Source organism: Variovorax sp. J22R115 (assembly GCF_030317005.1).
Lineage (GTDB): Bacteria > Pseudomonadota > Gammaproteobacteria > Burkholderiales > Burkholderiaceae_C > Variovorax.
The window spans coordinates 1-24974 of sequence record NZ_JASZYM010000005.1 but is presented as its reverse complement, the minus strand read 5'-3'; the positions used below and the strand labels follow the sequence as shown (position 1 = coordinate 24974).

Sequence of the window (24974 nt, the reverse complement as noted above, 5' to 3'; positions counted from 1 at the left end):
GCAGCGCCCTCGCGCATTCGACCCGGCGCGCAGTTTAGCCCAAGGATTGCGGGCCGAAAGCTGGCGTAGACCCTGTGTTCTCGGAAAGCTCGCGGGCCAAAGCTTCGCTCACCAGCGCACGCAAAACCGCTTCGATTTCGGCGCGAAGACCAGGGATCATCCTGTCGAGGTGTTGCTGAACGGCAGCTGACACCGCATCGCTCACGCGCTCCTCTAGCGACAGGTCGACGCGCTGCAGAACGCGGTGCAGCAATTGCTCTTCGAGTCGGAAGGCCTCGGCTTCCGAGAGTTGGGCCTGAGGCGTCAGTGCGACCGCTTGTGAAGGCTCGATCACGGCGGGCTCCGGCGGCTCCTCCGGTGTAGCTTCTTCGGCGACGCGCCCTGCTTCGGGCGGCAGTTCGAGCACTGTCGTCAGTGTCGGCACGAAGCGTGGCGGGGTGCGCTGGGTCATTAGCTTGCGCTCCCGCCGTAAGGGTGGGTGCGAATGGCATACCCACGGTCCTTGTAGTGCCGCCAGCGCGTGCGGCCCGCGAGCTTGTCGGCATCGTCGCTGCTGACGATGTCGATCAGCCGCTCGAAGCGCTCGAACCTCACGGGCAGTTCGGCGCCGAGATTCACGAGGATGGGCCGGTCGGGCAGCGAGGCCTCGCCACTCTCGGCCAGCACCACCGGCGTTCGCGCAACGATGTGAGCGTCGTCGTCGATACGGCAGTGCGGGATGAACTCGGTCGGCATCAGGGTCCACAGCGCCTGGTCGATGGCGTCCAGCGTCGCGCCGTCGGCAACAACCACAAGGCGCGCGCCATGCGCGGCGACCGCCTTGCGAAGCAGCCGGCAGGCGTAACCCACCTTGTCCGGCATGTTGTAGTGGCCGTCGATTTCCGTCACGCCGCCGACCGGGCCTTCCTGGCCTTGCGCGCTGGCGACTTGACGTCGCCCTTCCAGCTCTGGCCCAGCAGGTAGTTCAACAGCAGGCCCACGGGACGACCCGTGGAGCCCTTCGCCGCGCCGCTCTTCCAGGCAGTGCCTGCGATGTCCAGGTGCGCCCATGGAAAGTCGCCCGTAAAGCGCTGCAGGAACTTGGCAGCGGTGATCGCACCGCCCGCACGGCCCGCAATGTTGGCGACGTCGGCGAAGTTGCTCTTCAGGCCCTCGGCGTAGTCTTCGTCCAGGGGTAGGCGCCAGCAGCGATCCTGGGATTCTTCGCCGGCCGCGGCCAATGCGCCCGCGAGTGCGTCGTCGCTCGCGAACAGGCCGCTGCGCACACCGCCCAGTGCCACCACGCAGGCGCCTGTGAGGGTCGCGATGTCGATCACGGCGGCGGGCGCGAACCGCTTGGCGTAAGTGAGCGCATCGCACAGGATCAGGCGGCCTTCCGCATCGGTGTTCAGCACCTCGATGGTCTGCCCGCTCATGCTGGTCACGACGTCACCCGGCTTTACCGCGCGGCCGTCGTTCATGTTCTCGCACGAGGGCACCAGGCCAATCACATTGATGGCGGGCTGGATGTCTCCAAGCGCGCGGAACACGCCCAGCACGCTCGCGGCGCCGCACATGTCGAACTTCATCTCGTCCATCTCGGCAGCGGGCTTGAGCGACACGCCGCCGGTGTCGAAAGTAATGCCCTTGCCGACCAGAACGACCGGCGGCTGGTCCTTAGGTGCGCCGTGGTAGCGCAGTACGATGAAGCGCAGTGGTTCAGCCGACCCCTGAGCGACCGCGGAGAACGCGCCCATGCCGAGCTTGGCGACTTCCTTGGGGCCAAGGACTTCGCACTTGATGTTCGGCAGTTCGGCCAGTTCCTTGGCTGCATCGGCCAGCAGCGCGGGAGTGCAGTAGTTGCCCGGACGGTTGCCCCATTCCTTGGCGAGTTCGATGCCCGCGACGGTCGCGGTGGCTTCATCGAAAGCCTGGCGCAGCGGCCCCGCATCCGTCACGCCGATGCTCAGGTGGCGAATCGTCCGGGTCTCGGCCTTCGACTTGGTGGTGATGAAGACATAGCTGGCGTCGGCCGCCGCGATCACCGCACCGCCGACACCGGCCGCGTCCGCAGCCTGCGCGAACACGATGGCCACGCGCTTGGGACTCGACCCCTTCGCCGCGTTGACGGCCGCAATCACGGTCGAACGGACCGACGACGACTTGCCGTCCCCTACCGACGCCAGCACCACGCGCGGCGCGGTCACGCCGGCCGGACGATAGAGCGCGAGCAGCTTGCCGGCCTTGTCCGGCATGTCACCAGACTTGCGGGCGTCGGCGATCAGTGCAGAAAGCGCATCCTTGGAAGTGGTGGATCCGGACGCCACGAGCACGATGAGGACATCGCATTTTTCCGTGGCAGCCTGGGCGATGGAGAGAGTCTTGAGTTGAAAGTCCATAATCCTTTTTTTCCCTCGACGATGTTATTCCATTCCTCTATACGCAAGGAGCTGTCGCGCAGCTTCGGGGCCACGCTGGTGGTTCTGGTCACCATCGTGATGACGATGATGCTGATCCGCACGCTCGGCCTGGCGGCCAAGGGCAGCGTGAATCCCTCCGAGGTCTTCCTCGTGATGACCTACACCGTGCTCGGCTACATGCCGACGATCCTGGGGCTTTGCCTCTTCATCTCGATCGTCGGCACGCTCTCGCGCATGTACCGCGACAGTGAGATGGTGATCTGGTTCTCCGCCGGGCGGGGCCTGGCCGAGTTCCTGCGCCCGCTCTACCAGTTCGCATGGCCGATCCTGCTGCTCATCGCCGTGTTGGCGCTGGTCGGATGGCCCTGGGCCAACTCGCAGACGCAGGGCATGCGCCAGCGCTACGAGCGCCGCAGCGACATCGAGAGAGTCGCACCGGGCGAGTTCCGCGAGTCGTCCGGACGCCTGCGCGTGTTCTTTATCGACAAGGACACGCCTGACAGCGCCACGGCCAACAACGTCTTCATCTCCTCGATCGAACGGAATCTCCAGATCATCACGTCCGCACGCAGCGGACGGATGGAGGACATCGACGGCGTCCGCTACCTGCTGCTGAACAACGGGCAGCGCCTGGAGAGGCCCCTCACGCCGGACGGCATCAAGATCAGCGAATTCGAGACCTACGGCGCCAAGGTCGGCGGCCGCCTGGACAGCTCGCCGGACGCCGCTCCGGTGCGCACCCGCACCACGTTGACGCTGCTGCGCGACCCCAACCTCGTCAACCGAGGCGAGCTGGCCTGGCGCATCGGCATGCTGTTCGCTGCGGTCAATTTCGTCCTGCTGGCGTTGACCCTCTCGAGCGTGAACCCGCGCGTGGGACGCAGCGGCAACCTGCTCTTCGCGCTGTTCGCCTTCGTGGTCTACTACAACATGCTCAACCTGGGCCAGAACTGGGTTGGCTCGGGCCGGTTCAGCATGGGCGGCTTCATGCTGGCCCTACATGGCGGCGCGCTCCTCATCGGCGTGCTCTGGCTGGCGAAACGACATTTCAACTGGGGCCTCCCGTCGCGTCGCGCCCGAACTGCTACGACACCCCACGCGTGAAAACAATCCGTCGCCTGATCTACGTCGAGGTGGTGAAGGCCGTTGCCTTCGTTGCCCTCGGCTTCCTGAGCCTGTTCTTCTTCTTCGACTTCGTCGACGAACTGCAATCGATCGGCCGCCCCGAAAGTCTCGGCTACGGTGCCGGACAGGCACTGGTCTACGTGACGCTCCTGATCCCGAGCCACCTCTACGAACTGTTGCCGATCGCGGTGCTGATCGGCACCATCTTCGTGATGGCGAGACTTGCGCAGAGTTCCGAATACACGATCCTGCGCACCAGCGGTCTCGGCCCCTGGCGCGCATTGCGGACGCTGCTGTTGCTGGGGCTCGGCTTCGTGGTGCTGACGTTTGCTATCGGCGACTACATCGCACCGGCCTCGGACCGGACAGCCCAGTTGCTCAAGGCACGCTTTCAGAACGTCTACTCCTTCGTCGGGAACACGGGGGCCTGGCTGAAGGAGAGGCAAGGCGAAAACTCCTACGCGGTCAACGTCGCCACCATGTCGCGCAATGGCATGCTGAAGGATCCGCGCATCCTCGAGTTCGGACCGAACGGCTTCATCCTGTCGCAGGTGGCAGCTGCCTCCGCTCACACCGACGACGGCCACTGGACGCTGGTCGACGTGGAGCGCCAGGAGTACGACACGCGCGGCCCCGGCGAACCCCGCATCGTCACGACCAAGATTCCCATGCTGGAGTGGCCGACCTCGCTGACCACTGAAATGGTGTCGGTTGCCCTGCTCCGTCCGGATCGCATGCGCACGCTCGACCTGTTCGAATACATACGCCACCTCGAAGCCAACGGCCAGACCGCGCAGCGCTATGAGATCGAGTTCTGGCGCAAGGTGTTCTACCCGCTGTCGTGCCTGGTGATGGTCGTGCTTGCGCTGCCCTTTGCGTACCTGCATTTCCGTCAGTCCGGAATCACGACCTATGTGTTCGGGGGCGTGATGATCGGCATCAGCTTCTTCCTGCTGAACAACGTCTTCGGCTACCTGGGCAACCTCGGCAACTGGTGGCCGTGGATAACGGCGGCCGCACCCGGCCTGATCTATTCGGTGATGTCGCTGGCAGCGTTCAGCTGGCTGGTGCTGCGGCGCTAATTCCATGGCTGCGCTGCAAGGCATCGTTCTTTTTGCGCACGGATCGCGCGACGAGCGATGGCGCGCGCCGGTGGAGGCAGTCGCCCGGCGGGTCGCTGAATTGGGTCCTTCGGTCAAGGTCGTTTGCGCCTACCTAGAACTGATCGAGCCCGACCTGCGCACGGCGACCGCCCGGCTGATCGCAGACGGCGCGGGTGCGATCCGGGTCGTGCCGCTCTTCCTCGGCATGGGCAAGCATGTGCGCGAGGACCTGCCCCGCCTGCTGGACGAGTTGCGTGCATTGCATCCGACGGTCGACTTTTCGCTGACGCGGGCGGTGGGCGAAGAGCCCGAGGTGATCGAACTGCTGGCAAGAAAGGCGTTGGAATCCTGATCTCCCGGTGATTTTCATAGACTCCGAAGGCATAATGAATGCCGAAATAAGACGGAATCTGTTATGAATCTTCACCAGTTCAAGTTTGTCCAGGAGGCGGTTCGGCGCAACCTGAACCTGACCGAGGCAGCCAAGGCGCTGCACACCTCGCAACCGGGCGTCTCCAAGGCCATCATCGAACTCGAGGAAGAACTGGGCGTGGAAATCTTCGCCCGGCATGGCAAGCGCCTCAAGCGCGTGACCGAACCCGGCCAGCACGTGCTCGCCAGCATCGAACTGATCATGCGCGAGGTCGGCAACCTGAAGCGGATCGGCGAACAGTTCAGCGCGCAAGACAGCGGCACGCTCTCCATCGCGACCACCCACACGCAAGCGCGCTACGTGTTGCCGGTGCCCGTGGCAAAGCTGCGCGAGGCCTATCCGAAGGTAAACGTCAGCCTGCACCAGGGTTCGCCCGATCAGGTCGCTCGCATGGTCATCGACGAGATCGCGGAGATCGGCATCGCCACCGAATCGCTCGCCGACTACACCGAACTCGTGACGATGCCCTGCTACGAGTGGCAGCACGTGCTGGTGCTGCCCAAGGGCCACCCGCTCGCCGAGAAGGAGCGCATCTCGCTCGAAGATCTGGCCAGCGAGCCGATCATCACGTACCACCCGTCGTTCACCGGCCGCACGCGCATCGACCATGCCTTTGCGCAGAAGAAGCTCACGCCGCGGATTGCGCTGGAAGCTATCGACTCCGACGTCATCAAGACCTACGTGCGGCTCGGGCTCGGCGTCGGCATCGTGGCCGAGATGGCAGTGCGCGACGACTCCAACGCCGATCTGATCGTGCGCCCGATGGGGCATATCTTCGGCGTCAACATCGCGCGCGTGGCGTTCAAGCGCAGCGCCTACCTGCGCAACTTCGTCTTCAAATTCGCCGAGCTGCTCTCGGATCGGCTCGACCGCAACCTGATCGCCAAGGCCTTGAGCGGTCACAACCAGGATTACGAACTGTGAGCACCGTGACCGCCCGTACCCCCGACATCCAGACCAAGCTGCCCGCCGTCGGCACGACCATCTTCACCGTCATGTCGGCGCTGGCCACCGAGAAGAATGCGGTGAACCTCGGCCAAGGCTTTCCGGATTTCGGCTGCGACCCGAAGCTGCTGCAGGCCGTGACCGACGCGATGGCGGCAGGCCACAACCAGTACCCGCCGATGCCCGGCATCCTCTCGTTGCGCGAGGCGGTGGCTTCGAAGATCTCGACGCTGTACGGGTACAGCTACGACGCGCAGAGCGAGATCACCGTCACGGCGGGTGCCACGCAGGCGATCATCACAGCGATCCTTGCGGTGGTGCGTCCGGGAGACGAGGTCATCGTGCTGGAGCCCTGCTATGACAGCTACGTGCCCAACATCGACCTGGCCGGTGGCACTGTGGTGCGCGTGCCGCTGACGCCCGGTACGTTCCGCCCGGACTTCGGCAAGATCGCAGCCGCCATCACGCCGCGCACCCGCGCGATCATCGTCAATACGCCGCACAATCCGAGCGCGACCGTGTGGACCGAGGCCGAGATGCGCCAGCTCGAAGAGTTGCTCGCACCTACCGACGTGCTGGTGATCAGCGACGAGGTCTACGAGCACATGGTCTACACCGGCGCGCGCCACGAAAGCGCCTCGCGATTTCCCGGGCTGGCTGCGCGAAGCTTCATCGTGAGCAGCTTCGGCAAGACCTATCACGTGACCGGCTGGAAGGTCGGCTACGTGGCCGCGCCGGCTGCACTCACGGCCGAGTTTCGCAAGGTGCACCAGTTCAACGTGTTTACCGTCAACACGCCGATGCAGCACGCACTCGCGAGCTACATGGCCGATCCGGCGCCTTACCTCGAACTGCCCACCTTCTATCAGCGCAAGCGTGACCTGTTCGCGGCGGGCCTCGCGAAGACGCGACTCAAGCTCTTGCCTAGCGGCGGCACCTACTTCCAGTGCGTCGACATCAGCGAGGTGAGCGACCTGGGCGAGTCCGATTTCTGCCAATGGCTGACGAGCGAGATCGGCGTTGCGGCCATTCCGTTGTCGGCCTTCTACGGCGACGGATTCGACCAGCGCGTGGTGCGCTTCTGTTTCGCCAAGAAGGACGAAACCCTGCAAACGGCCATCGACCGACTGGCGCGACTCTGACACGAATGGTAGGAGAGTCCTGACCGTCGGAGGGGGCCCCTTCCGGCGCTGGACTCGACGCGCGGCACCGACCATGGACTCCTCGAAACATTTCGCGCTAGGAGAAGTCCATGTCTCTCTCGTTGATTCTGCTGATCGTCCTCATCCTGCTGCTGGTGGGCGCACTGCCGAGTTGGGGCTACAGTCGCGGCTGGGGCTATGGTCCGAGCGGCGGCCTTGGCCTGGTGCTGCTGGTCGTGATCGTGCTGCTTCTCATGGGGCGGATATAGATACAAGCGCCTTCCGCGCTCCCAATGAAAAAGCCCGCCTCCGCGGGCTTTTTTTCGTCTGCGAGCCAAAGCCGCTCCTCAGCTTTCGAGTTGCACCCAGAGCTTGTCGAGCCGCTTGACGCTGACCGGCTGCGGCGTGCGCAGTTCCTGCGCGAAGAAGCTCACACGCAACTCTTCCAGCAGCCAACGGAACTCGCTCATCCGCTCGTCCACCGCACCTTTGCGTTCGGCCAGCAGGCGCCAGTAGCGCTGCTCCTGCGGGCGAAGCTCCGCCAGGCGCTGCGCATCGCGCGCAGGGTCGCCGCGAAGCTTGTCGAGCCGCAACGTGATCGCCTTGAGATAGCGCGCGAAATGCTGCAGGCGTGGCCATGGCGTGTCGGCGATGAAGCGCTTGCCCATCAATCGCTGCAGCTGCTGCGCGGCATCGGCGGTGGCCGTGGGCTGAACCTTGGTGTCCTTGATCTTGCGCGCTGCCTGCGTGTACTCGGTGAGGATCATGCCGGCCAGCCGCGCGACCTCGTTCGCGATCAGCGTGAGCCGGCCGCGGCCTTCCTCCACGCGACGCTTGAAGCCCGGTTCATCGGACGGCAGCGGTTCCTGCAGGAAGGCGCGCTCCAGCGCCACGTCGATGACCTGCGCACGGAGTTCCTCGGCGGTGCCGAGCGGCATGTACGCGACGGCCATCTTCTGCAGATCCGGGATGTTCTTCTCGAGGTACTTGAGGGCATCCTTGAGTTGCAGCGCGAAGAGCCGCCGCAAGCCGCTTCGGTGCTTCGCGGCCGCAACGGCGGGCTCGTCGAACACTTCGATCGTGACCGCATCGCCACCGTCCAGCAGCGCCGGAAAGCCGATCAGCGATTGCGCGCCGCGCCGGACCTCCATCAATTCCGGGAGTTCGCCAAAGGTCCAGGCGGTGTAGCGTTGGCCGGCAGGCAATGATGGCGTCGCGGGCTCGTCCGACGGGGCCTTCACCGATGACTGCGCTCCCGCACCTGCGGATTCGGTTGCCGCGGGCTTCGCGGACGCCTTGACGTTGAGCCCCGCCAGCGCCTGGAACGCACCGCGCGCCTGCGCGCCCAACTCCGCCTTCAAGGCGCCGAGGTTGCGCCCCATGCCGAGCTGGCGGCCGTGTTCATCCACCACGCGCAGGTTCATGAACAGATGCGGCGGCAGCATGTCGAGTTTGAAGTCGGCACGCTTCACATCGAGGCTGGTCTGGTCGCGCACGCGCTTAAGCAAGGCGTCGGTGAGCGAGCCGTGGCCGAAGACTTCCGGCGCCGCAAGCAGCTCGCTCAGGCGAGCGGCCGATTCGGGCAAGGGCACCAGTCGGGCTCGCGGCTTCTGCGGCAGGCTCTTGAGCAGGGCCTGCACTTTGTCCTTCAGCATGCCGGTCACCAGCCATTCACAGCGTTCTTCGCTGACCTGATTCAAGACAAAGAGCGGGACGGTGACCGTCAGACCATCTTTCGCGTCGCCCGGCTCGTGGAGGTATGTCGCCGCGCAATCGACACCGCCCAGCCGCAGGGTCGGCGGGAACGATTGCGTCGTGATGCCGGCCGCCTGGTGCCGCATCAGTTCGTCGCGCGTCAGGTAAAGCAGGCGCAGCTGCGCCTTCGACTCCTGGCGGTACCAGTTCTCGAAGGTGATGCCGCTTGCGACATCCGGCGGCAGCTGGGCGTCGTAGAAGGCGTAGATCAGTTCGTCGTCGACCAGCACGTCCTGCCGCCGCGACTTGTGCTCCAGGCCCTCGACCTCCCGCACGAGCTTGCGATTGGCTGCGAGAAAAGGCAGCTTGCTTTCCCACTGGCCGCCGACGAGCGCTTCCCGAATGAAGATCTCGCGCGCAGCGACAGGGTCGACCTTGCTGAAGTCGACGCGCCGCCCGCTGTACACCACAAGGCCGTAGAGCGTCGCGCGCTCCAGCGCCGCGACCTGAGCGCCCTTCTTCTCCCAGTGCGGATCGAGCAACTGCTTCTTGAGCAGGTGCCCGGCGACTTGTTCGAGCCACTGCGGCTCGATGTTCGCGATGCCGCGGCCGAACAGGCGCGTGGTTTCGACCAACTCGGCGCAGACGATCCATCGGCCCGGCTTCTTCTTCAGATGCGCGCCCGGATGGCGGTAGAACTTGATGCCGCGCGCGCCGAGGTAGGCCTCGTCGTCCTCGAGCTTCCAGCCGACATTGCCGAGCAGGCCCGAGAGCATGGAGAGGTGCAACGGCTCGTAGCCCGCGGGCTCGGCGTTGATGCGCCACTTGTGTTCCGTGACGACGGTGAGCAACTGCGAGTGGATGTCACGCCATTCGCGCACGCGACGGATGTTGACGAAGTTCTGGCGCAGCAGCTGTTCGTATTGACGGTTGCTGAGCTTGTGGCTGTCGCCGTGCCCGCCGCGCGCGTCGTGAATCCATTTCCAAAGCCGCAGATATCCGCTGAACTCGCTCTTCTCGTCATCGAACTTCGAATGCGCCTGGTCAGCCTGCTGCTGCGCGTCCATGGGCCGATCGCGAACATCCTGCACGGACAGGGCGCTGGCGATCACCAGCACCTCTTCGAGCGCACCACGCGTGCGAGCCTCCAGGATCATCCGGCCGACGCGCGGATCGAGCGGCAGTTTGGACAGCTCGACGCCCGTCGGTGTGAGTTCGTTCGCGTCGTCCACCGCGCCCAGCTCGTTCAGCAGTTGATAGCCATCGGCGATCGCACGCCGCTGCGGCGCTTCGAGAAAAGGAAAGCGCTCCACGTCACCCAGGTGCAGCGACTTCATCCGCAGGATCACGCCCGCGAGCGAGGAGCGCAGGATCTCCGGATCGGTGAACCGTGGCCGGCCCTCGAAGTCCTTCTCGTCGTAAAGCCGGATGCAGATGCCGTTGGCCACCCGGCCGCAACGTCCCGCACGCTGGTTGGCCGCCGCCTGGCTGATCGACTCGACCAGCAGCTGCTCCACCTTGCTGCGGAAGCTGTAGCGCTTGACCCGCGCGGTGCCGGCGTCGATGACATAGCGGATGCCCGGCACGGTGAGCGAGGTTTCGGCGACGTTGGTGGCCAGCACGATGCGGCGGCCCGTGTGGCCGTCGAAGATGCGGTCCTGCTCGGCCTGAGACAGGCGCGCGAACAGCGGCAGCACTTCGGCACTGCGCATCAGGGGCTGGTGGCTCAGGTGCTTGCGCAGATGATCGGCCGCTTCCCGGATCTCACGCTCGCCGGGCAGGAAGATCAGGATGTCGCCCGCGTTGTGCGGATCGCGCCAGAGTTCGTCCACGCCGTCGGCGATGGCGTCGTTGAGGTCGTAGTCGCGTGATTCCTCGAAGGGCCTGTAGCGCTGCTCGACCGGAAACGTCCGGCCCGACACCATGATGACGGGCGCCGGCCCCTTTATGGATGCGAAATGCTGCGCGAAGCGATCCGCATCGATCGTCGCCGAGGTCACGATCACCTTCAGGTCCGGCCGGCGCGGCAGGATCTCTCGCAGGTAGCCCAGGAGGAAGTCGATGTTCAGCGAGCGCTCGTGCGCCTCGTCGATGATGAGCGTGTCGTAGGCCTTGAGGAGTGGATCCGTCTGTGTCTCCGCCAGGAGAATGCCGTCGGTCATCAGTTTGACCGAGGCATCGCGCGACAGCCGGTCTTGGAATCGCACCTTGAAGCCGACCACATCGCCCAGCGGCGTCTTCAGTTCCTCCGCGATGCGCTTGGCCACCGACGACGCCGCAATGCGGCGCGGCTGGGTATGACCGATCAGCCGACCCTTGCCCGGCGGGGCGTTGAGCTTGCCGCGCCCCAGCGCCAGGGCGATCTTGGGCAGCTGCGTGGTCTTGCCCGAACCGGTCTCCCCACAGACGATCACGACCTGGTTCGCATCGATGGCGGCCATGATTTCGTCGCGCCGGGCCGACACCGGCAGGGATTCGGGGAACTCGATTCGAAGTGGAGACGAAGACAAGGCGGGCAGTTCGGGGAAAATCGCCGATTATCTTGCGCCCGGCCTTTCCGCCTCCCCTACCCCGCCAATGTCCACCGTCTTCAACTTCACCTTCGTCCCCTGGTTTCGCTCGGTGGCGCCCTACATCCACATGCATCGCGGCAAGACCTTCGTGGTCGCGATGGCCGGCGAGGCGATCGCGGCCGGCAAGCTGCAAAACATCGCCCAGGACCTGGCACTGATCCAGAGCATGGGCGTCAAGGTGGTGCTGGTGCACGGATTCCGTCCGCAGGTCAACGAGCAGTTGCGCGCCAAGGGCCACGAGGCAAGGTACTCCCACGGCATGCGCATCACCGACGAGGTGGCGCTGGACTGCGCGCAGGAGGCTGCCGGCCAGTTGCGCTACGAGATCGAGGCCGCTTTCAGCCAGGGTCTGCCGAACACGCCGATGGCCGGTTCCACGATTCGCGTCATCTCTGGCAACTTCATCACCGCGCGGCCCGTCGGCGTGGTCGACGGCGTCGACTTCCAGCATTCGGGGCTGGTGCGCAAGGTCGATGCGGCGGGCATTCGCCGCGCGCTGGATTTCGGCGCGATGGTGCTGATGTCGCCCTTCGGCTTCTCGCCCACCGGCGAGGCCTTCAACCTGACGATGGAAGAGGTCGCGACCAGCGTGGCGATCTCGATCCAGGCCGACAAGCTGATCTTCCTGTCCGAGATTCCCGGGATTCCGCTCGACACCAGTTTGCCGGTCAGCGAGGACAACCCGATCGATACCGAGCTGCCGCTCGACACCGCGAAAAAGCTTCTGGCCTCGCTCTCGCCACCGCAGCGGCCGACGGACACTGCCTTCTATCTGCAGCATTGCGTGAAGGCCTGTGAGGCGGGGGTCGAGCGCAACCACATCCTGCCGTTCAGCGTGGACGGCTCGCTGCTGCTGGAGGTGTACGTGCACGACGGCATCGGCACCATGGTGATCGACGAGAAGCTCGAATCGCTGCGCGAAGCGACGGCGGACGACATCGGCGGCATTCTGCAGCTCATCGAACCCTTCGAGCGCGACGGCACGCTGGTGAAGCGCAGCCGCACCGAGATCGAGCGCGACGTCGGCCAGTACACGGTGATCGAGCACGACGGCGTGATCTTCGGCTGCGCGGCGCTCTACCCTTACCCGGAAGCGAAGACGGCCGAGATGGCGGCGTTGACCGTGTCGCCCCAATCGCAGGCGCAGGGCGACGGCGAACGCATCCTGAAGCGCATCGAACAGCGCGCCAAGGCCCAGGGCCTGGAGAGCATCTTCGTGCTGACGACGCGCACCATGCACTGGTTCCTGAAACGTGGCTTCCAGCAGGTCAATCCGGACTGGCTGCCCGAGGCGCGCAAGCGCAAGTACAACTGGGACCGCAAGAGCCAGGTGCTGGTCAAGAAGCTCTAGCTCACGCGGCGCACATCACCCCGAGGAGAACGCGATGTTTCCATGGCTCTGGTTCTGGTCCCCGACGTTGCACTTTCCGTTCAGCGGCAGCGTGGCGCAGCAGATCGAGCCGGATACGAGCTGGTTCTTCGCGGGAATTCCCCCCTCGGCGGGCAATGGCGCACTGGAGAAGAAGGCTTTCGAGGTCGCCAGCTACGGGCGACAGATCGGCTGGATCACGGAGGTGCTGCTGGCCGACAAGCAATCCAGGACGGTCACCCCGGCCCAGGGCGCCAAATCGCTCGACAAGCTCCAGGGGGCCTACGACAAGATCGAGGCCGCCAAGAAGCAAAGCCGTGCCGAGATCGCGGATGCGGCGGCTTCGGCGCTCGCCAGGCTGCGGGAAGCCGACCCCGACGCCTATGACCGCCTGCTGGCGCTCGCGCCCAGACCCCGATAATCCCTGCCCATGAATCCCCTGCTCGCCAAACTGCAGCCTTACCCCTTCGAGCGCCTCCGCCAACTCTTCGCGGGCGTCACGCCGAACCCCGAATTCGCCCCCATCAGCCTGGGCATCGGTGAGCCCAAGCACCCCACTCCCGCGTTCATCAAGGAAGCGCTGTCGAGCAGCCTCGGTGCGCTCGCGGTCTATCCGGCCACGGCCGGCGAAATCAAGCTGCGCGAGTCGTTCACGGGCTGGCTGCAGCGGCGCTACGGCCTGGCGCTGGATGCGGCCACGCAGGTGCTGCCGGTCAACGGATCGCGCGAGGCCCTGTTCGCCCTGGCGCAGACGGTGATCGATTCCAGCAAGTCGCCGACGCCCGTGGTGCTGTCGCCCAATCCCTTCTATCAAATCTACGAAGGCGCGGCCTTTCTGTCGGGCGCCGAGCCGTACTACGTGCCCAGCGTTGCCGCGCGCAACTTTGCGGTCGACTGGGACAGCGTGCCCGCAGAGGTCTGGGCGCGCACCCAGCTCGTCTTCGTATGCTCACCGGGCAATCCGACCGGGGCTGTGATGCCGCTGGACGAGTGGCAGAAGCTCTTTGCGCTGTCGGACCGCTACGGCTTCGTGATCGCGGCCGACGAGTGCTACAGCGAGATCTATTTCCGCGACGAACCGCCGCTCGGCGGACTTGAAGCCGCGGCGAAACTGGGCCGCAGCGACTTCCGCAACCTCATCGCCTTGACCTCGCTGTCCAAGCGCAGCAACGTACCGGGCCTGCGCAGCGGCTTCGTGGCAGGCGATGCGGCGATCATCAAGTCCTTCCTGCTCTATCGCACGTACCACGGCAGCGCCATGAGTGGCACCGTCGCCGCCGCCAGCATCGCGGCTTGGAACGACGAGGCCCACGTGGTCGAGAACCGCGCCCAGTACCGCGCCAAGTTCGCCGCCGTCACGCCCTTGCTCGAACCCGTGCTCGACGTTCGCCTGCCCGACGCCAGCTTCTACCTCTGGGCCGGCGTGCCGGCATCGTGGAACGGCGACGACCAGGCCTTCGCCCGCGCGCTCTACGCTCAATACAATGTGACGGTGCTGCCCGGCAGCTACCTCGCCCGCGACGTGGCCGGCGCCAATCCGGGCCGCGGGCGCATCCGGATGGCGCTGGTCGCCGACACGGCTGAATGCACCGAGGCCGCGCAACGCATCGTGAACTTCATCCAGAACTGAGCTTTTCCATGACCCAACAACTCCAGCAGACCATCGACGCCGCGTGGGAAGACCGCGCCAACATCTCCGCTACCAGCGCTCCGAAGGAAGTCCGCGATGCCGTCGATCACGTGATCGCCGAGCTCAACAACGGCCACCTGCGCGTGGCCACCCGCGAGAGCGTGGGCCAGTGGACCGTGCACCAGTGGATCAAGAAGGCCGTGCTGCTGTCGTTCCGCCTCAAGGACAACGAGCAGATGCAAGCCGGCTCGCTGGGCTTCTACGACAAGGTGCCGACCAAGTTCTCGCACCTGTCGGCCGGCGAACTGAAGGAGGCCGGCGTGCGCATCGTGCCGCCGGCCGTGGCGCGTCGCGGCAGCTACATCGCCAAGGGCGCGATCCTGATGCCCTCCTACGTGAACATCGGCGCCTACGTCGGCGAAGGCACCATGGTCGACACCTGGGCCACCGTCGGTTCCTGCGCGCAGATCGGCGCCAACGTGCACCTGTCGGGTGGCGTCGGCATCGGCGGCGTGCTGGAACCCCTGCAGGCTGGCCCGACCATCATCGAGGACAATTGCTTCATCGGCGCCCGCTCCGAAGTGGTCGAAGGCGTGGTGATCGAAGAGAACTCCGTGCTGTCGATGGGCGTGTACATCGGCCAGAGCACGCCGATCTACGACCGCACGACTGGCGAAGTCAGCTACGGCCGCGTGCCGTCGGGCTCGGTCGTCATCAGCGGCACGCTGCCCAAGGACAACGGCAAGTACAGCCTGTACGCCGCCATCATCGTGAAGCGTGTCGACGCTCAAACCCGCGCCAAGACCTCGCTGAACGACCTGCTACGCGACTAAAAGGAAGCCGGCCGCCTGAGGGGGCGGCACGGTGGATGCCCGTTTCATAACCACACTGAGGAGAAATGCCGATGAACACGATGGAGCGAATTCTTCGCCTGATGGCCGAACGCAAGGCTTCCGACATCTATTTATCGGCGAACTGCCCAGCGCTGATTCGCATCAATGGCAATTGCATGCCGATCAACGCCCAGGTGCTGCCGCCCGAGGCGCCTCTGAGCCTGCTGTCCGAAGTCGTGCATGCGGACCGCATCGCCGAGCTGGAACGCACCGGCGAGCTCAACATGGCCATCGGCCTCGACGGCGCCGGCAACTTCCGCATCAGCGCCATGCGCCAGCGCGGCAGCTATGCGGTGGTGGTACGGCACATCGCCTCGGTCATCCCGTCCTTCGAGGACCTGAACCTGCCCGAAATCCTCAAGACGCTCGTGATGGAGAAGCGCGGGCTCATCCTGATGGTCGGCTCCACCGGTGCCGGCAAGAGCACGACGCTGGCCTCGATGCTCGACTACCGCAACGAAAACGCGACCGGCCACATCCTCACGGTCGAAGAACCGATCGAATTCACCTTCACCAACAAGAAGTCGATGGTGAACCAGCGTGACGTGGGCAGCGACACGCAATCGCTCCAGATCGCGCTCAAGAACGCACTGCGCCAGGCGCCCGACGTGATCCAGATCGGCGAAATCCGCGATCGCGAAACGATGACCGCCGCAATCGCCTACGCGCAGTCGGGTCATCTTTGCGTGGCCACGCTGCACGCCAACAACAGCTACCGGGCGCTGAACCGCATCCTGAGCTTCTACCCAGTGGAAGTGCGCCCCACGCTGCTGGGCGATCTCGGCGGCGCCCTGCGCGCCGTCGTCGCCCAGCGCCTGCTGCGCACGCCCAACGGCGCTCGCGTTCCGGCGCTCGAAGTGCTGCTGAACACCGCGCTGGTCGCGGAGCACATCGGCAAGGGCGACTTCTCGGCCGTCAAGGACGCCATGGAACAGTCCATGGCTGAAGGGTCTCAAACCTTCGAAGAAGACATAGCCCGCCTGATCACCGAAAATCTGGTCACCCGCGAGGAAGGCTTGGCGCAGGCCGACTCGCCGACCAACCTGATGTGGCGCCTGCAGAACCGCAAGGCGCCGCAGACCCGCAGCGAAGAACGCTCCCTCCTCGACCAGGTCGAGGAACCCACCTTCACGGACATCACGCTCGACGTGCGTTTGTGAACCATTTGCCCTTTCGATGTCCCGAACGCTCCAGCTTGCCGAACAACTGATCTCCCGCCCCTCGGTCACTCCCGACGACGCGGGGTGCCAGGAGATCCTCGGCGAACGGCTGGCGCGGCTCGGATTCAGGCTCGAGACCATCGAAAGCGGCCCGACCGACTTTCGGGTGACCAATCTATGGGCAGTCCGGCCCGGTACCGCCCCCAACGGCGCAGGCCGGACCCTGGTTTTTGCAGGCCACACCGACGTGGTGCCCACCGGGCCACTCGAACAGTGGACCAGCCACCCCTTCACACCCACCCACCGCGACGGCAAGCTCTATGGCCGCGGTGCTTGCGACATGAAGACCTCGCTGGCCGCCTTCGTCGTCGCGATCGAGGAATTCCTGGCGGCGAAGCCGGATCCGCGCCTGACCCTCGCCCTCCTTCTCACGAGCGACGAGGAAGGCCCCGGCGTCGACGGCACTGTCGTGGTCTGCAACACACTGGCCGCGCGCGGCGAGCGGATCGACTACTGCATCGTCGGCGAGCCGACGGCCGTCGAGCGCTGCGGCGACATGATCAAGAACGGCCGGCGCGGCACCATGAGCGGCAAGCTGACCGTCCAGGGTGTGCAGGGCCACATCGCCTATCCGCACCTGGCGAAGAACCCGGTGCATTTGCTCGCGCCCGCACTGGCCGAACTGGTCGCAATCAACGCGTGCGGCGGCTGGGATGCCGGCAATGACCATTTCCAGCCGACAAGCTGGCAAATCAGCAACATCCACGCCGGGACTGGGGCGAGCAACGTGATCCCAAGCGCAGCGGTGCTCGACTTCAACTTCCGCTTTTCGACCGAATCAACGCCCGAATCGCTGCAGCAGCGCGTGCACGCCGTGCTCGACAGCCATGGCGTCGATTACACGCTCACATGGACCGTCGGCGGACTGCCCTTCCTCACGAAGCCGGGCGAACTGGTCGAAGCGGTGCAGCAATCCATCCGCGACGAGACCGGCATCGAGACCGAGCTGTCGACCAGCGGCGGCACCAGCGACGCACGATTCATCGCGAAGATCTGCAAGCAAGTGGTTGAACTGGGCCCCGTGAACGCGAGCATCCACAAGATCGACGAACACATTGCGGTTGCCGAGATCGAGCCGCTCAAGAACATCTATCGCCGCACGCTGGACAGGCTTGAAGCGCTGCTCCTGGTATGAGCACTGTCATCGAACTGATCGAGGCCGGCGCCAAGCAGCTGGCCGAAGCGGGCGTTGCCTTTGGCCATGGTACCGACAACGCTTTCGACGAGGCCGTGTGGCTCGTGCTCTGGCGCCTTGGCCTGCCGCTTGATGAATTGGACGGGGTCGCCGACCGCCAGGTATCGCCGGCGGACGCCGCGCGCATCGGCCAACTCTTCACCCAGCGCATCGAGACACGCAAGCCCGCTGCCTACCTGACCAGGGAAGCCTGGCTCCAAGGTGTCCCCTTCTATGTCGACGAGCGAACCATCGTGCCGCGCAGCTTCATTGCGGAACTGCTGGCCGATGGCAGCATCGATCCCTGGCTGGGTGAGCACACGCGCCGTGTGCTCGACCTGTGCACCGGCAACGGCAGCCTTGCGGTGCTGGCGGCAATGACCTATCCGGACATCGCGGTCGATGCGGCAGACCTGTCGACCACGGCGCTCGAAGTGGCAGCCATCAACGTGACGCGGCATCAGCTCGACAACCGCATCACGCTGCTCGAATCCGACGGCCTCGCCGGCGTGCACGGCCCCTACGACCTCATCCTTTGCAACCCGCCCTACGTCAACGCGCAGAGCATGACGGCGCTTCCCGCCGAGTACCGTGCCGAGCCGGAACTGGCCCTGGCCGGCGGCACCGACGGCATGGATTTCATCCGCCGCCTTCTCGCCGAAGCGCCCGCTCGCATGAGCGAGTCCGCCGTGCTGGTGCTTGAAATCGGCAACGAGCGCGCGCATTTCCAGGCTGCTTTCCCGAAGCTCGAAGTGGTGTGGCTCGCCACCAGCGCCGGCGAAGACCAGGTCCTCCTGGTCACCCGCGAATCTCTCCTATGAAATGCCCGCCAACGGGCGGGCAATGAAATGATCACTCTCAAGAACGTCATCCTGCGCCGCAGCGCCAAAGTGCTGCTCGACGGCGCCAGCGTCACCATCAATCCCGGCGAAAAAGTCGGCCTGGTGGGACGCAATGGCGCGGGCAAGTCCACGCTGTTCGCGCTTTTCAACGGGACGCTGCACGAAGACGGTGGCGACTTCTCGCTGCCGAAGCAGTGGCGCATGGCGCAAGTCGCGCAAAACATGCCGGAGACCGACGAGTCCGCGACCGATTTCGTGGTCGGCGGCGACACGCGTCTGGTCGAATTGCGCGATGCGCTCGCTCTCGTCGAGGCTGCTCACGAAGCCGCCCCGGACGACCATGACATTGGCATGGACCTCGCCCACGCCTACACCGACCTGGCCGACGCGGGCGAACACGATGCGGTGCCTCGGGCACAGGCGCTGATCCTCGGGCTCGGTTTCAAGGCACATGAACTCGACCAGCCCGTCAACAGCTTCTCCGGCGGCTGGCGCATGCGCCTGCAACTCGCGCGCGCACTGATGTGCCCGAGCGACCTGCTGCTGCTCGACGAACCCACCAACCACCTGGACTTGGACGCCCTCGTCTGGCTCGAAGCCTGGCTGCAGAAGTACGCCGGCACGATGATCGTGATCAGCCATGACCGCGAATTCCTCGACGCCGTGACCGACGTGACGCTGCACATCGAGCATGCCAAGCTCACGCGCTACGGCGGCAACTACAGCGCTTTCGAGATACTGCGCGCGCAGCAGATGGAACTGCAGCAGTCCGCATTCGCCAAGCAGCAAGACAAGATCGCGCACCTGCAGAAGTTCATCGATCGCTTCAAGGCCAAGGCCAGCAAAGCCAAGCAGGCGCAAAGCCGGGTCAAGGCGCTGGAACGCATGGAGAAGGTCGCGCCGCTGCTCGCCGAAGCCGATTTCAGCTTCGAGTTCAAGGAGCCGGGCAATATCCCGAATCCCATGCTGTCGATCAGCGATGCAAGCTTTGGCTACCGCATGGAAGACGAGCCGCCCAAGACCATCCTGCGTGGCGTCAACCGCTCGGTGCTGGCCGGACAGCGCATCGGGATCCTGGGCGCCAACGGCCAGGGCAAATCGACGCTGGTCAAAACAATTGCGCGCGAAATGGGCGCGCTGGCCGGAACGGTCACCGAAGGCAAGGGCCTCAACATCGGCTACTTCGCGCAGCAGGAACTCGACGTTCTGCGTCCACAGGACACCCCTCTCGAGCACATGGTCCGCATGGCGCGCGAACTGGGTTCCACCGTCAAGGAGCGCACGGGCGAGCAGGACCTGCGCGGGTATCTGGGCAGCTTCAACTTCAGCGGCGACATGGTGAAGCAACCCGTCGGCACCATGAGCGGCGGCGAAAAGGCCCGCCTAGTGCTCGCGATGATGGTCTGGCAGCGCCCCAACCTGCTGCTGCTTGACGAACCCACCAACCACCTGGACCTCGCCACGCGCGAGGCACTTGCGGTGGCGCTCAACGAGTTCGAAGGCACCCTGATGCTGGTAAGCCACGACCGCGCATTGCTGCGCTCCGTGTGCGACGAGTTCTGGCTGGTCGGCCGCGGCGTAGTTGGCGATTTCGACGGCGACCTGGACGACTACCAGCGCTATCTGCTCGACGAAGCCAAGCGCTTGCGCGAGGAAGCCAAGATCGCCACGCGCGATGCAGCCACAGCGGCAGCTGAGATGGCGACACCGCCGCCACCGGTTGCCAGCGCACCGGCACCCGTCCCGACGGAGCCTGCGCCATCAGGCAAGAACCAGCGCAAGCAGGACGCCCAGGACCGCCAGCAGCGCAGCGAACAGGCCAAGCCGATCAAACGAGAACTCGCGCAGATCGATCAACACCTGGCTGCAGCTGCGAGCGAGAAAGCGTCACTCGAAGAACGACTGGCGCAACCGCTGGCTGCCCCGGACATCGCCGAAGCAGGAAGGCGCCTGAAGACGCTGAACGACGAAATCGCCCAGCTCGAAGAGCGCTGGCTGGCCTTGTCCGACAAGCTGGAATCGCTCGCCGTCTGATAATTCAGCGGCATGCCCTCCGCCATCGAACTCTCCCAAGGGGATCCGGAACTCATCGCGGCCATTCGGCGCAGCCGACGTCTTCTCGGCCGGAAGGCGCTGATGGCTGCTGCGGTGGGCGCGGTTCCCATTCCGGGCATCGACTGGGCCGCCGACGCGGCCTTGCTCGCGCGCGTGATTCCGCAGATCAGCGCCGAATTCGGACTCTCTGTGACGCAAGTTGACAAGCTTGCGCCGTCCGAAAGGGAGCGTATACGAAAGGCGGCCGCTACCGTGGGCGCGCTTCTGGTGGGCAGGCTGGTCACGCGCGAGTTGCTGATCAAGCTGGCGCGACACGCCGGGGTGAAGCTGACGACCAAGCAAGCCGCCAAGTACGTGCCGATCGTCGGCCAGGCGATCTCCGCCACGCTGAGCTACGCCGCCATGCGCGCGTTGGGCGAACTTCACATCAAGGATTGCGTACAGGTGGCGCAGACCCTGCGACACCTGCTGCCACCGGCATCAGGCAGCGAGCCGCGCGTCGAGGCGGCGGCGCGGCCGTCGCGCATCGGCGGTGTGTGGAATCGCCTTCGCCTGCGCTGAGGCCGTCCCAAGCATATCCATGACGCGTTGTTGGACTACCACGACAAGCGGAGAATGTCGATCGTCAGGCCGATGGATAATGCACAAACTCATCCAATACAGCGAAGCTGGGGGTGAGTCCCTAGAGGTAAAAGTACGGATCAAGCTAAGGTCCATTCCGCACGACAGAATTCGGAGGAGCGGAAGATGAACGAGACAGACCTTGCAGCGTCGGTAGAGCGGTTGATGGCCCGCGTCGACTATTACCTGCACTGCGAGTTGGACGAAGAGTATGACCACGACCGACCGGACACCGCGCGCCGGTTGCTGGAAGCGGCTTTGCGACAGGAACTGGTCCGTGCGAGTGCCGTGGGCGTCGTTTCCGCCATTGCGGGTTCTCACCACGCCCTGTTCGACGAGAACGAGGCTCCGGGCGACGCCTGAAGTGCGTAGCAGACAAGCAAGGCCGCATCAGCGGCCTTTTTTCTGCTCGATCGATCAGGACTCCCGCGCTCTGCTCGGGTTCGCACTAACCGTTTTGATTTCGATAAAAACCTATATTGGTTATCTTCGATAATCGTATTGACCCACCACAGGCCAATTCACCAGGAGATCGACCATGGTGCAAATCTACCGGCCCTTCGACCGACGACGCTGCTGATCGGTACAGAGGCGGTCCTCGCAGCGTGCGGAGGGGGAGGCGGCGGCGGCTTCGTGCTGCCCCCGGCAACGACGGAGGCCCAGCCCGGCAAGCTTCTGTACTGCGACGACCTCGCGGCCAAGGCTGCCCGGCCCGGCACCGTCTACACCTCCGTGGCACCCGTGGCACCCGTGGCAGCCGGCGCCCTGACCGTCGCAGGCATCAGCACGCAAGTGCCTGCCCATTGCCTTGTCAAAGGCAAGATGAACGAACGCACCGGCCCCGTCGACGGGCAGACCTACGCCATCGGCTTCGAGATGCGCTTGCCGGTTGACTGGAACGGCCGTTTCTTCTACCAGGCCAACGGCGGGCTCGACGGCAGCGTGGTGACGGCGACAGGTGGCGTCGGCGGTGGCGGGCCGCTCTCGACCGCTTTGCACATGGGTTTCGCCGTGATCAGCTCGGATGCCGGCCATTCGGCGCCGACGCCCAGCTTCGGTCTGGACCCGCAAGCGCGGGTGGACTATGGCTACAACGCCGTGCCGCAACTCACGCCGATGGCCAAGAACCTGATCACCAAGGCCTATGGTCGCGGGCCCGATCGCTCGTACCTTGGCGGGTGCTCCAACGGCGGCCGGCACGCCATGGTGGCGGCCTCGCGCTACGCGGATCAGTACGACGGCTTCCTTGCCGGCGACCCGGGTTTCAACCTGCCCAAGGCGGCAGTCGCGCACTCTATGGCGTGCAGCAATACGCTACCGTCACGACAGGCCTGACCGCGCAGGGCAAGCCCGATCTGCAAACCGCATTCACCCCGGTGGAGCTGAACACGGTCGCCAAGGCCGTGGCAGCGCGCTGTGACGCACTCGATGGATTGACCGACGGCATCGTCTCCGACATTCCGACATGCCGGACCGCCTTCAACCTGGCCACGGATGTCCCCTCGTGCTCGGGCGCGCGAGACGGAACCTGCCTGACCGACGCACAGAAGACCGCGCTGTCGAACGTCTTCGCCGGCGCCCGGAACAGCACCGGCACCGCGATCTACAGCACTTTCCCATTCGACGCGGGCATCAACGGCGCCAACTGGCGCCAATGGAAGTTCGCCAACTCGCAGGTCCTGGACACGGGCGCGGTGGGTTTCGTGTTCAGCACGCCGCCCCTGGGCCCGAACCGGCCTTCCGGTATCGACTTCGCGCTGACCTTCAACATGGATACCGACGCGCCGAGCATCTACGCGGCGAGCGGCGTCTACGCCGAGTCTTCCATGTCGTTCATGACGCCCCCGAATCCGACGCAGATGAAGAACCTGCGCGAACGCGGCAGCAAGCTGCTGGTGTACCACGGCACCAGCGACCCGGTATTCTCCTCGGACGACACGACCAATTGGTATGAAGGCCTGCGCGCAAACAACGGCGGCGATGCGTCTGCCTTTGCGCGCTACTTCCCCGTGCCTGGCATGAACCATTGCGCCGGCGGCCCGGCGACGGATCAGTTCGACATGCTCTCGCCGCTCATCGCATGGGTCGAGCAAGGCAAGCCGCCGGATTCAGTGAAGGCGACGGCCAGAGGCGCAGGTGCCAATGTGGTCAACGCCGAAATACCCGCGGGCTGGTCTGCCAGCCGGACGCGTCCCCTGTGCCCCTACCCAAAGGTGGCGACCTACACCGGCAGCAATCCGGAAGACGCGGCAAGCTTCAGTTGCAAGTAGCGCAAGCGCGTTGCGGCGCTGAACCGGGGTCGTAGCTCTTCACGACCTCCCGGCGCCGCCGCGCTTCCTGGCAGAGCTGTCGCCCCAGACCATTGAGATCAAGCCGAAGATCAACAGCCAGACAACACCAGAGAAGATCGCGCCGCCCCAGTGCATCCCGGTGTCGCAGTTCAAGTCCAGGAACTTCGAGAGGGTGGAGCTTCTGTCGATGGCCAGCGTTGCGAATCGCGCGGGCAGGTAGTAGAGAAACTGCAACCACTCCAACAGGTCGCTCACGGAGATTCGGCTATCCCTGTTGGTGTCGACGACGATCTCGAGCCTCTGGCAATGATCTGCGAATATGACCATCCTTCACTCTCCGCAAGGAAATTCACGGGATCATCCCACGCAAAGTGAAACAGGCGCGGCTTGCGCGCCCTCCTTCGCCGAAGAGGAGGTTTTGTCACCAGCGGGCAGCGATATGGACGCCGACGTAGCGATGGCCGACCGCCGGCATGACGACGACCTTGGATTCGGGCTCCACGAGCCACCAGGCAGACAGTTCCGACACCAGAGCCGCGCCGGCGATATCGCCCCAACGGTGCCGGTCGGCGGCCACGCGGGTGTACCCGACGTACAACCCGGCGAGGTATAGCGGCCACGCGACGTCGAACCCGTGGCGCCGACGCACGTAGGCCGCCGACGAGAAGACGCGTGCTGCGTGGCCCGACGGAAACGAATTGTCGTTGCTCCCGTCAGGCCGCTCGACGTGGGTCAGCCGGCCAAGCACGTCGGTGGTGGCGGCGCTGACTGCGAACGTCATTGCGTACTGCCATGCGCCGTCCTTATCGCCCCGGTACAACTCCGTGCCGAGTGTGGCAAGAGGTATGGCCGTCGCCAGGAAGTCGCCGAGTTGCCGTTGCGAATCAGTGTCGGCGCGGGACTCATCGGAGCCGACAAGCAGGCACGACAGGAAGACGGCCGCCGCAACGCACGCATGGCGCAACCTAAGCGGACGTGATACCAACTGACGAACCCGGATCATCGTCGCGTAAACGTACGTCTTGCTTATGAATGGATGCTGAACCGTCGCCTTCCAGTGCGGGGCAAGGCCGGCCGCATTACGCAACGCATCGGGTCTTTCACCATCAGGAGCGTCGACTTCATTGATCTTGTCCCTAGGTCGATCGACCTCCGATTCGAGCAGCACAGCGAGGACAGCACACTTGCGTCCACGAACCAAGCTCTGCAGTACAGTGCAGCGTCGGGCTCCCGTGACAAGGGACTCCGCCGCCCTCGCTGCAAGGGCCCTCCGATTCATCTGCAGCGGTGCAACAGGGAGTGAGCCATGGTCGATGACGTCGTTGTGATCTTGCCCCCGTATCTCAGGACACAGCCTATACGCAATGTAGCGCCGGTTGTTCAAGTTGAGCGCGGCGTGTCTGCTCAACCCGTTGCCGCCTGAACTCGCGCGGCGATTTCATCTTCAAGCTCGAGTGCGGGTGA

General features: G+C 64.9%; 22 protein-coding genes and 1 pseudogene. 17 read left to right on the top strand and 6 right to left on the bottom strand.

The genetic code is table 11. The features are described 5' to 3' along the window. Nucleotides 1-34: 34 nt before the first annotated feature. Genes QTI04_RS09905 through QTI04_RS09895 form a run of 3 tightly spaced genes read right to left on the bottom strand, consistent with a single transcriptional unit; the run spans nucleotide 35 to nucleotide 2378 of the window. Nucleotides 35-451, bottom strand: coding sequence for a hypothetical protein (locus tag QTI04_RS09905; protein WP_286598824.1), 417 nt, complete (start codon nucleotides 449-451; stop codon nucleotides 35-37). Then, nucleotides 451-888 (bottom strand): DNA polymerase III subunit chi, encoded by a 438-nt coding sequence (locus tag QTI04_RS09900; protein ID WP_286598826.1) that lies wholly within the window; start codon nucleotides 886-888, stop codon nucleotides 451-453. The genes QTI04_RS09905 and QTI04_RS09900 overlap by 1 nt, the downstream gene beginning before the upstream one ends. Then, complete coding sequence (locus QTI04_RS09895; protein WP_286615403.1) at nucleotides 885-2378, bottom strand: leucyl aminopeptidase; 1494 nt, start codon at nucleotides 2376-2378, stop codon at nucleotides 885-887. The genes QTI04_RS09900 and QTI04_RS09895 overlap by 4 nt, the downstream gene beginning before the upstream one ends. A gap of 21 nt (nucleotides 2379-2399) precedes the next feature. Here QTI04_RS09895 and lptF point away from each other — a divergent pair, with 21 nt between their 5' ends. From lptF to QTI04_RS09865, 6 genes are all read left to right on the top strand, one after another. Continuing rightward, on the top strand, nucleotides 2400-3503 hold the full coding sequence (lptF, locus tag QTI04_RS09890) for an LPS export ABC transporter permease LptF (protein ID WP_286598830.1): 1104 nt from the start codon (nucleotides 2400-2402) through the stop codon (nucleotides 3501-3503). After that, nucleotides 3500-4606 (top strand): LPS export ABC transporter permease LptG, encoded by a 1107-nt coding sequence (lptG, locus tag QTI04_RS09885; RefSeq protein ID WP_286598831.1) that lies wholly within the window; start codon nucleotides 3500-3502, stop codon nucleotides 4604-4606. The genes lptF and lptG overlap by 4 nt, the downstream gene beginning before the upstream one ends. A gap of 4 nt (nucleotides 4607-4610) precedes the next feature. Continuing rightward, nucleotides 4611-4979 (top strand): sirohydrochlorin chelatase, encoded by a 369-nt coding sequence (locus QTI04_RS09880; protein ID WP_286598833.1) that lies wholly within the window; start codon nucleotides 4611-4613, stop codon nucleotides 4977-4979. Between the two features lie 63 nt (nucleotides 4980-5042). Then, a complete protein-coding gene (locus QTI04_RS09875) occupies nucleotides 5043-5984 on the top strand; it encodes a CysB family HTH-type transcriptional regulator (RefSeq protein ID WP_286598834.1) in 942 nt (313 codons plus the stop codon). Then, nucleotides 5981-7147, top strand: coding sequence for a pyridoxal phosphate-dependent aminotransferase (locus QTI04_RS09870; RefSeq protein ID WP_286615401.1), 1167 nt, complete (start codon nucleotides 5981-5983; stop codon nucleotides 7145-7147). Before QTI04_RS09875 ends, QTI04_RS09870 begins: the two co-directional genes overlap by 4 nt. A gap of 110 nt (nucleotides 7148-7257) precedes the next feature. Further along, nucleotides 7258-7416: a DUF3309 family protein gene (locus tag QTI04_RS09865; protein WP_286367752.1), complete on the top strand. Its 159-nt coding sequence runs from the start codon at nucleotides 7258-7260 to the stop codon at nucleotides 7414-7416. Between the two features lie 78 nt (nucleotides 7417-7494). On the opposite strand, the gene hrpA is transcribed toward QTI04_RS09865, so the two are convergent. Next, nucleotides 7495-11352, bottom strand: coding sequence for an ATP-dependent RNA helicase HrpA (gene hrpA / locus QTI04_RS09860; RefSeq protein WP_286615399.1), 3858 nt, complete (start codon nucleotides 11350-11352; stop codon nucleotides 7495-7497). Between the two features lie 67 nt (nucleotides 11353-11419). Here hrpA and argA point away from each other — a divergent pair, with 67 nt between their 5' ends. From argA to QTI04_RS09805, 11 genes and pseudogenes are all read left to right on the top strand, one after another. Then, nucleotides 11420-12766, top strand: coding sequence for an amino-acid N-acetyltransferase (argA, locus tag QTI04_RS09855; RefSeq protein WP_286598837.1), 1347 nt, complete (start codon nucleotides 11420-11422; stop codon nucleotides 12764-12766). 34 nt (nucleotides 12767-12800) lie between these two features. Then, nucleotides 12801-13205 carry a hypothetical protein gene (locus QTI04_RS09850; RefSeq protein ID WP_286598838.1) on the top strand — a complete coding sequence of 135 codons (405 nt, stop codon included), beginning with the start codon at nucleotides 12801-12803 and terminating at the stop codon, nucleotides 13203-13205. A 9-nt stretch (nucleotides 13206-13214) separates the two neighbouring features. Continuing rightward, entirely contained in the window at nucleotides 13215-14414 is a 1200-nt protein-coding gene (dapC, locus tag QTI04_RS09845) for a succinyldiaminopimelate transaminase (RefSeq protein ID WP_286615398.1), read from the top strand. Nucleotides 14415-14422: 8 nt separating this feature from the next. Next, entirely contained in the window at nucleotides 14423-15247 is an 825-nt protein-coding gene (dapD, locus tag QTI04_RS09840) for a 2,3,4,5-tetrahydropyridine-2,6-dicarboxylate N-succinyltransferase (RefSeq protein ID WP_286566283.1), read from the top strand. A 71-nt stretch (nucleotides 15248-15318) separates the two neighbouring features. After that, on the top strand, nucleotides 15319-16467 hold the full coding sequence (locus QTI04_RS09835) for a PilT/PilU family type 4a pilus ATPase (protein WP_286598840.1): 1149 nt from the start codon (nucleotides 15319-15321) through the stop codon (nucleotides 16465-16467). A gap of 16 nt (nucleotides 16468-16483) precedes the next feature. After that, entirely contained in the window at nucleotides 16484-17662 is a 1179-nt protein-coding gene (gene dapE / locus QTI04_RS09830) for a succinyl-diaminopimelate desuccinylase (protein WP_286615397.1), read from the top strand. After that, nucleotides 17659-18522 (top strand): 50S ribosomal protein L3 N(5)-glutamine methyltransferase, encoded by an 864-nt coding sequence (prmB, locus tag QTI04_RS09825; RefSeq protein WP_286615395.1) that lies wholly within the window; start codon nucleotides 17659-17661, stop codon nucleotides 18520-18522. The genes dapE and prmB overlap by 4 nt, the downstream gene beginning before the upstream one ends. A gap of 27 nt (nucleotides 18523-18549) precedes the next feature. Further along, a complete protein-coding gene (locus QTI04_RS09820; RefSeq protein ID WP_286615393.1) occupies nucleotides 18550-20577 on the top strand; it encodes an ABC-F family ATP-binding cassette domain-containing protein in 2028 nt (675 codons plus the stop codon). A 12-nt stretch (nucleotides 20578-20589) separates the two neighbouring features. Continuing rightward, nucleotides 20590-21159, top strand: a complete 570-nt coding sequence (locus tag QTI04_RS09815) for a hypothetical protein (protein WP_286598846.1) — start codon at nucleotides 20590-20592, stop codon at nucleotides 21157-21159. Between the two features lie 186 nt (nucleotides 21160-21345). Then, nucleotides 21346-21582 carry a hypothetical protein gene (locus QTI04_RS09810; protein WP_286598847.1) on the top strand — a complete coding sequence of 79 codons (237 nt, stop codon included), beginning with the start codon at nucleotides 21346-21348 and terminating at the stop codon, nucleotides 21580-21582. A 210-nt stretch (nucleotides 21583-21792) separates the two neighbouring features. Continuing rightward, nucleotides 21793-23489, top strand: a pseudogene (locus tag QTI04_RS09805) (tannase/feruloyl esterase family alpha/beta hydrolase). A gap of 39 nt (nucleotides 23490-23528) precedes the next feature. Here the strand turns inward: QTI04_RS09805 and QTI04_RS09800 are convergent. Then, complete coding sequence (locus tag QTI04_RS09800; protein WP_286615391.1) at nucleotides 23529-23765, bottom strand: hypothetical protein; 237 nt, start codon at nucleotides 23763-23765, stop codon at nucleotides 23529-23531. A 166-nt stretch (nucleotides 23766-23931) separates the two neighbouring features. After that, nucleotides 23932-24678 (bottom strand): phosphatase PAP2 family protein, encoded by a 747-nt coding sequence (locus QTI04_RS09795; RefSeq protein WP_286615390.1) that lies wholly within the window; start codon nucleotides 24676-24678, stop codon nucleotides 23932-23934. Nucleotides 24679-24974 lie beyond the last annotated feature (296 nt).

Bases quoted from the DNA above. Each gene is read 5' to 3' on its own strand.
- prmB (WP_286615395.1), top strand. From the start codon at position 17,659: ATGAGCACTGTCATCGAACTGATCGAGGCCGGCGCCAAGCAGCTGGCC.
- QTI04_RS09905 (WP_286598824.1), bottom strand. From the start codon at position 451: ATGACCCAGCGCACCCCGCCACGCTTCGTGCCGACACTGACGACAGTG.
- QTI04_RS09880 (WP_286598833.1), top strand. From the start codon at position 4,611: ATGGCTGCGCTGCAAGGCATCGTTCTTTTTGCGCACGGATCGCGCGAC.
- QTI04_RS09820 (WP_286615393.1), top strand. From the start codon at position 18,550: ATGATCACTCTCAAGAACGTCATCCTGCGCCGCAGCGCCAAAGTGCTG.
- QTI04_RS09850 (WP_286598838.1), top strand. From the start codon at position 12,801: ATGTTTCCATGGCTCTGGTTCTGGTCCCCGACGTTGCACTTTCCGTTC.
- QTI04_RS09865 (WP_286367752.1), top strand. From the start codon at position 7,258: ATGTCTCTCTCGTTGATTCTGCTGATCGTCCTCATCCTGCTGCTGGTG.
- QTI04_RS09815 (WP_286598846.1), top strand. From the start codon at position 20,590: ATGCCCTCCGCCATCGAACTCTCCCAAGGGGATCCGGAACTCATCGCG.
- QTI04_RS09895 (WP_286615403.1), bottom strand. From the start codon at position 2,378: ATGGACTTTCAACTCAAGACTCTCTCCATCGCCCAGGCTGCCACGGAA.
- QTI04_RS09875 (WP_286598834.1), top strand. From the start codon at position 5,043: ATGAATCTTCACCAGTTCAAGTTTGTCCAGGAGGCGGTTCGGCGCAAC.
- dapD (WP_286566283.1), top strand. From the start codon at position 14,423: ATGACCCAACAACTCCAGCAGACCATCGACGCCGCGTGGGAAGACCGC.
- QTI04_RS09810 (WP_286598847.1), top strand. From the start codon at position 21,346: ATGAACGAGACAGACCTTGCAGCGTCGGTAGAGCGGTTGATGGCCCGC.
- dapC (WP_286615398.1), top strand. From the start codon at position 13,215: ATGAATCCCCTGCTCGCCAAACTGCAGCCTTACCCCTTCGAGCGCCTC.
- QTI04_RS09835 (WP_286598840.1), top strand. From the start codon at position 15,319: ATGAACACGATGGAGCGAATTCTTCGCCTGATGGCCGAACGCAAGGCT.
- argA (WP_286598837.1), top strand. From the start codon at position 11,420: ATGTCCACCGTCTTCAACTTCACCTTCGTCCCCTGGTTTCGCTCGGTG.
- dapE (WP_286615397.1), top strand. From the start codon at position 16,484: ATGTCCCGAACGCTCCAGCTTGCCGAACAACTGATCTCCCGCCCCTCG.
- lptF (WP_286598830.1), top strand. From the start codon at position 2,400: ATGTTATTCCATTCCTCTATACGCAAGGAGCTGTCGCGCAGCTTCGGG.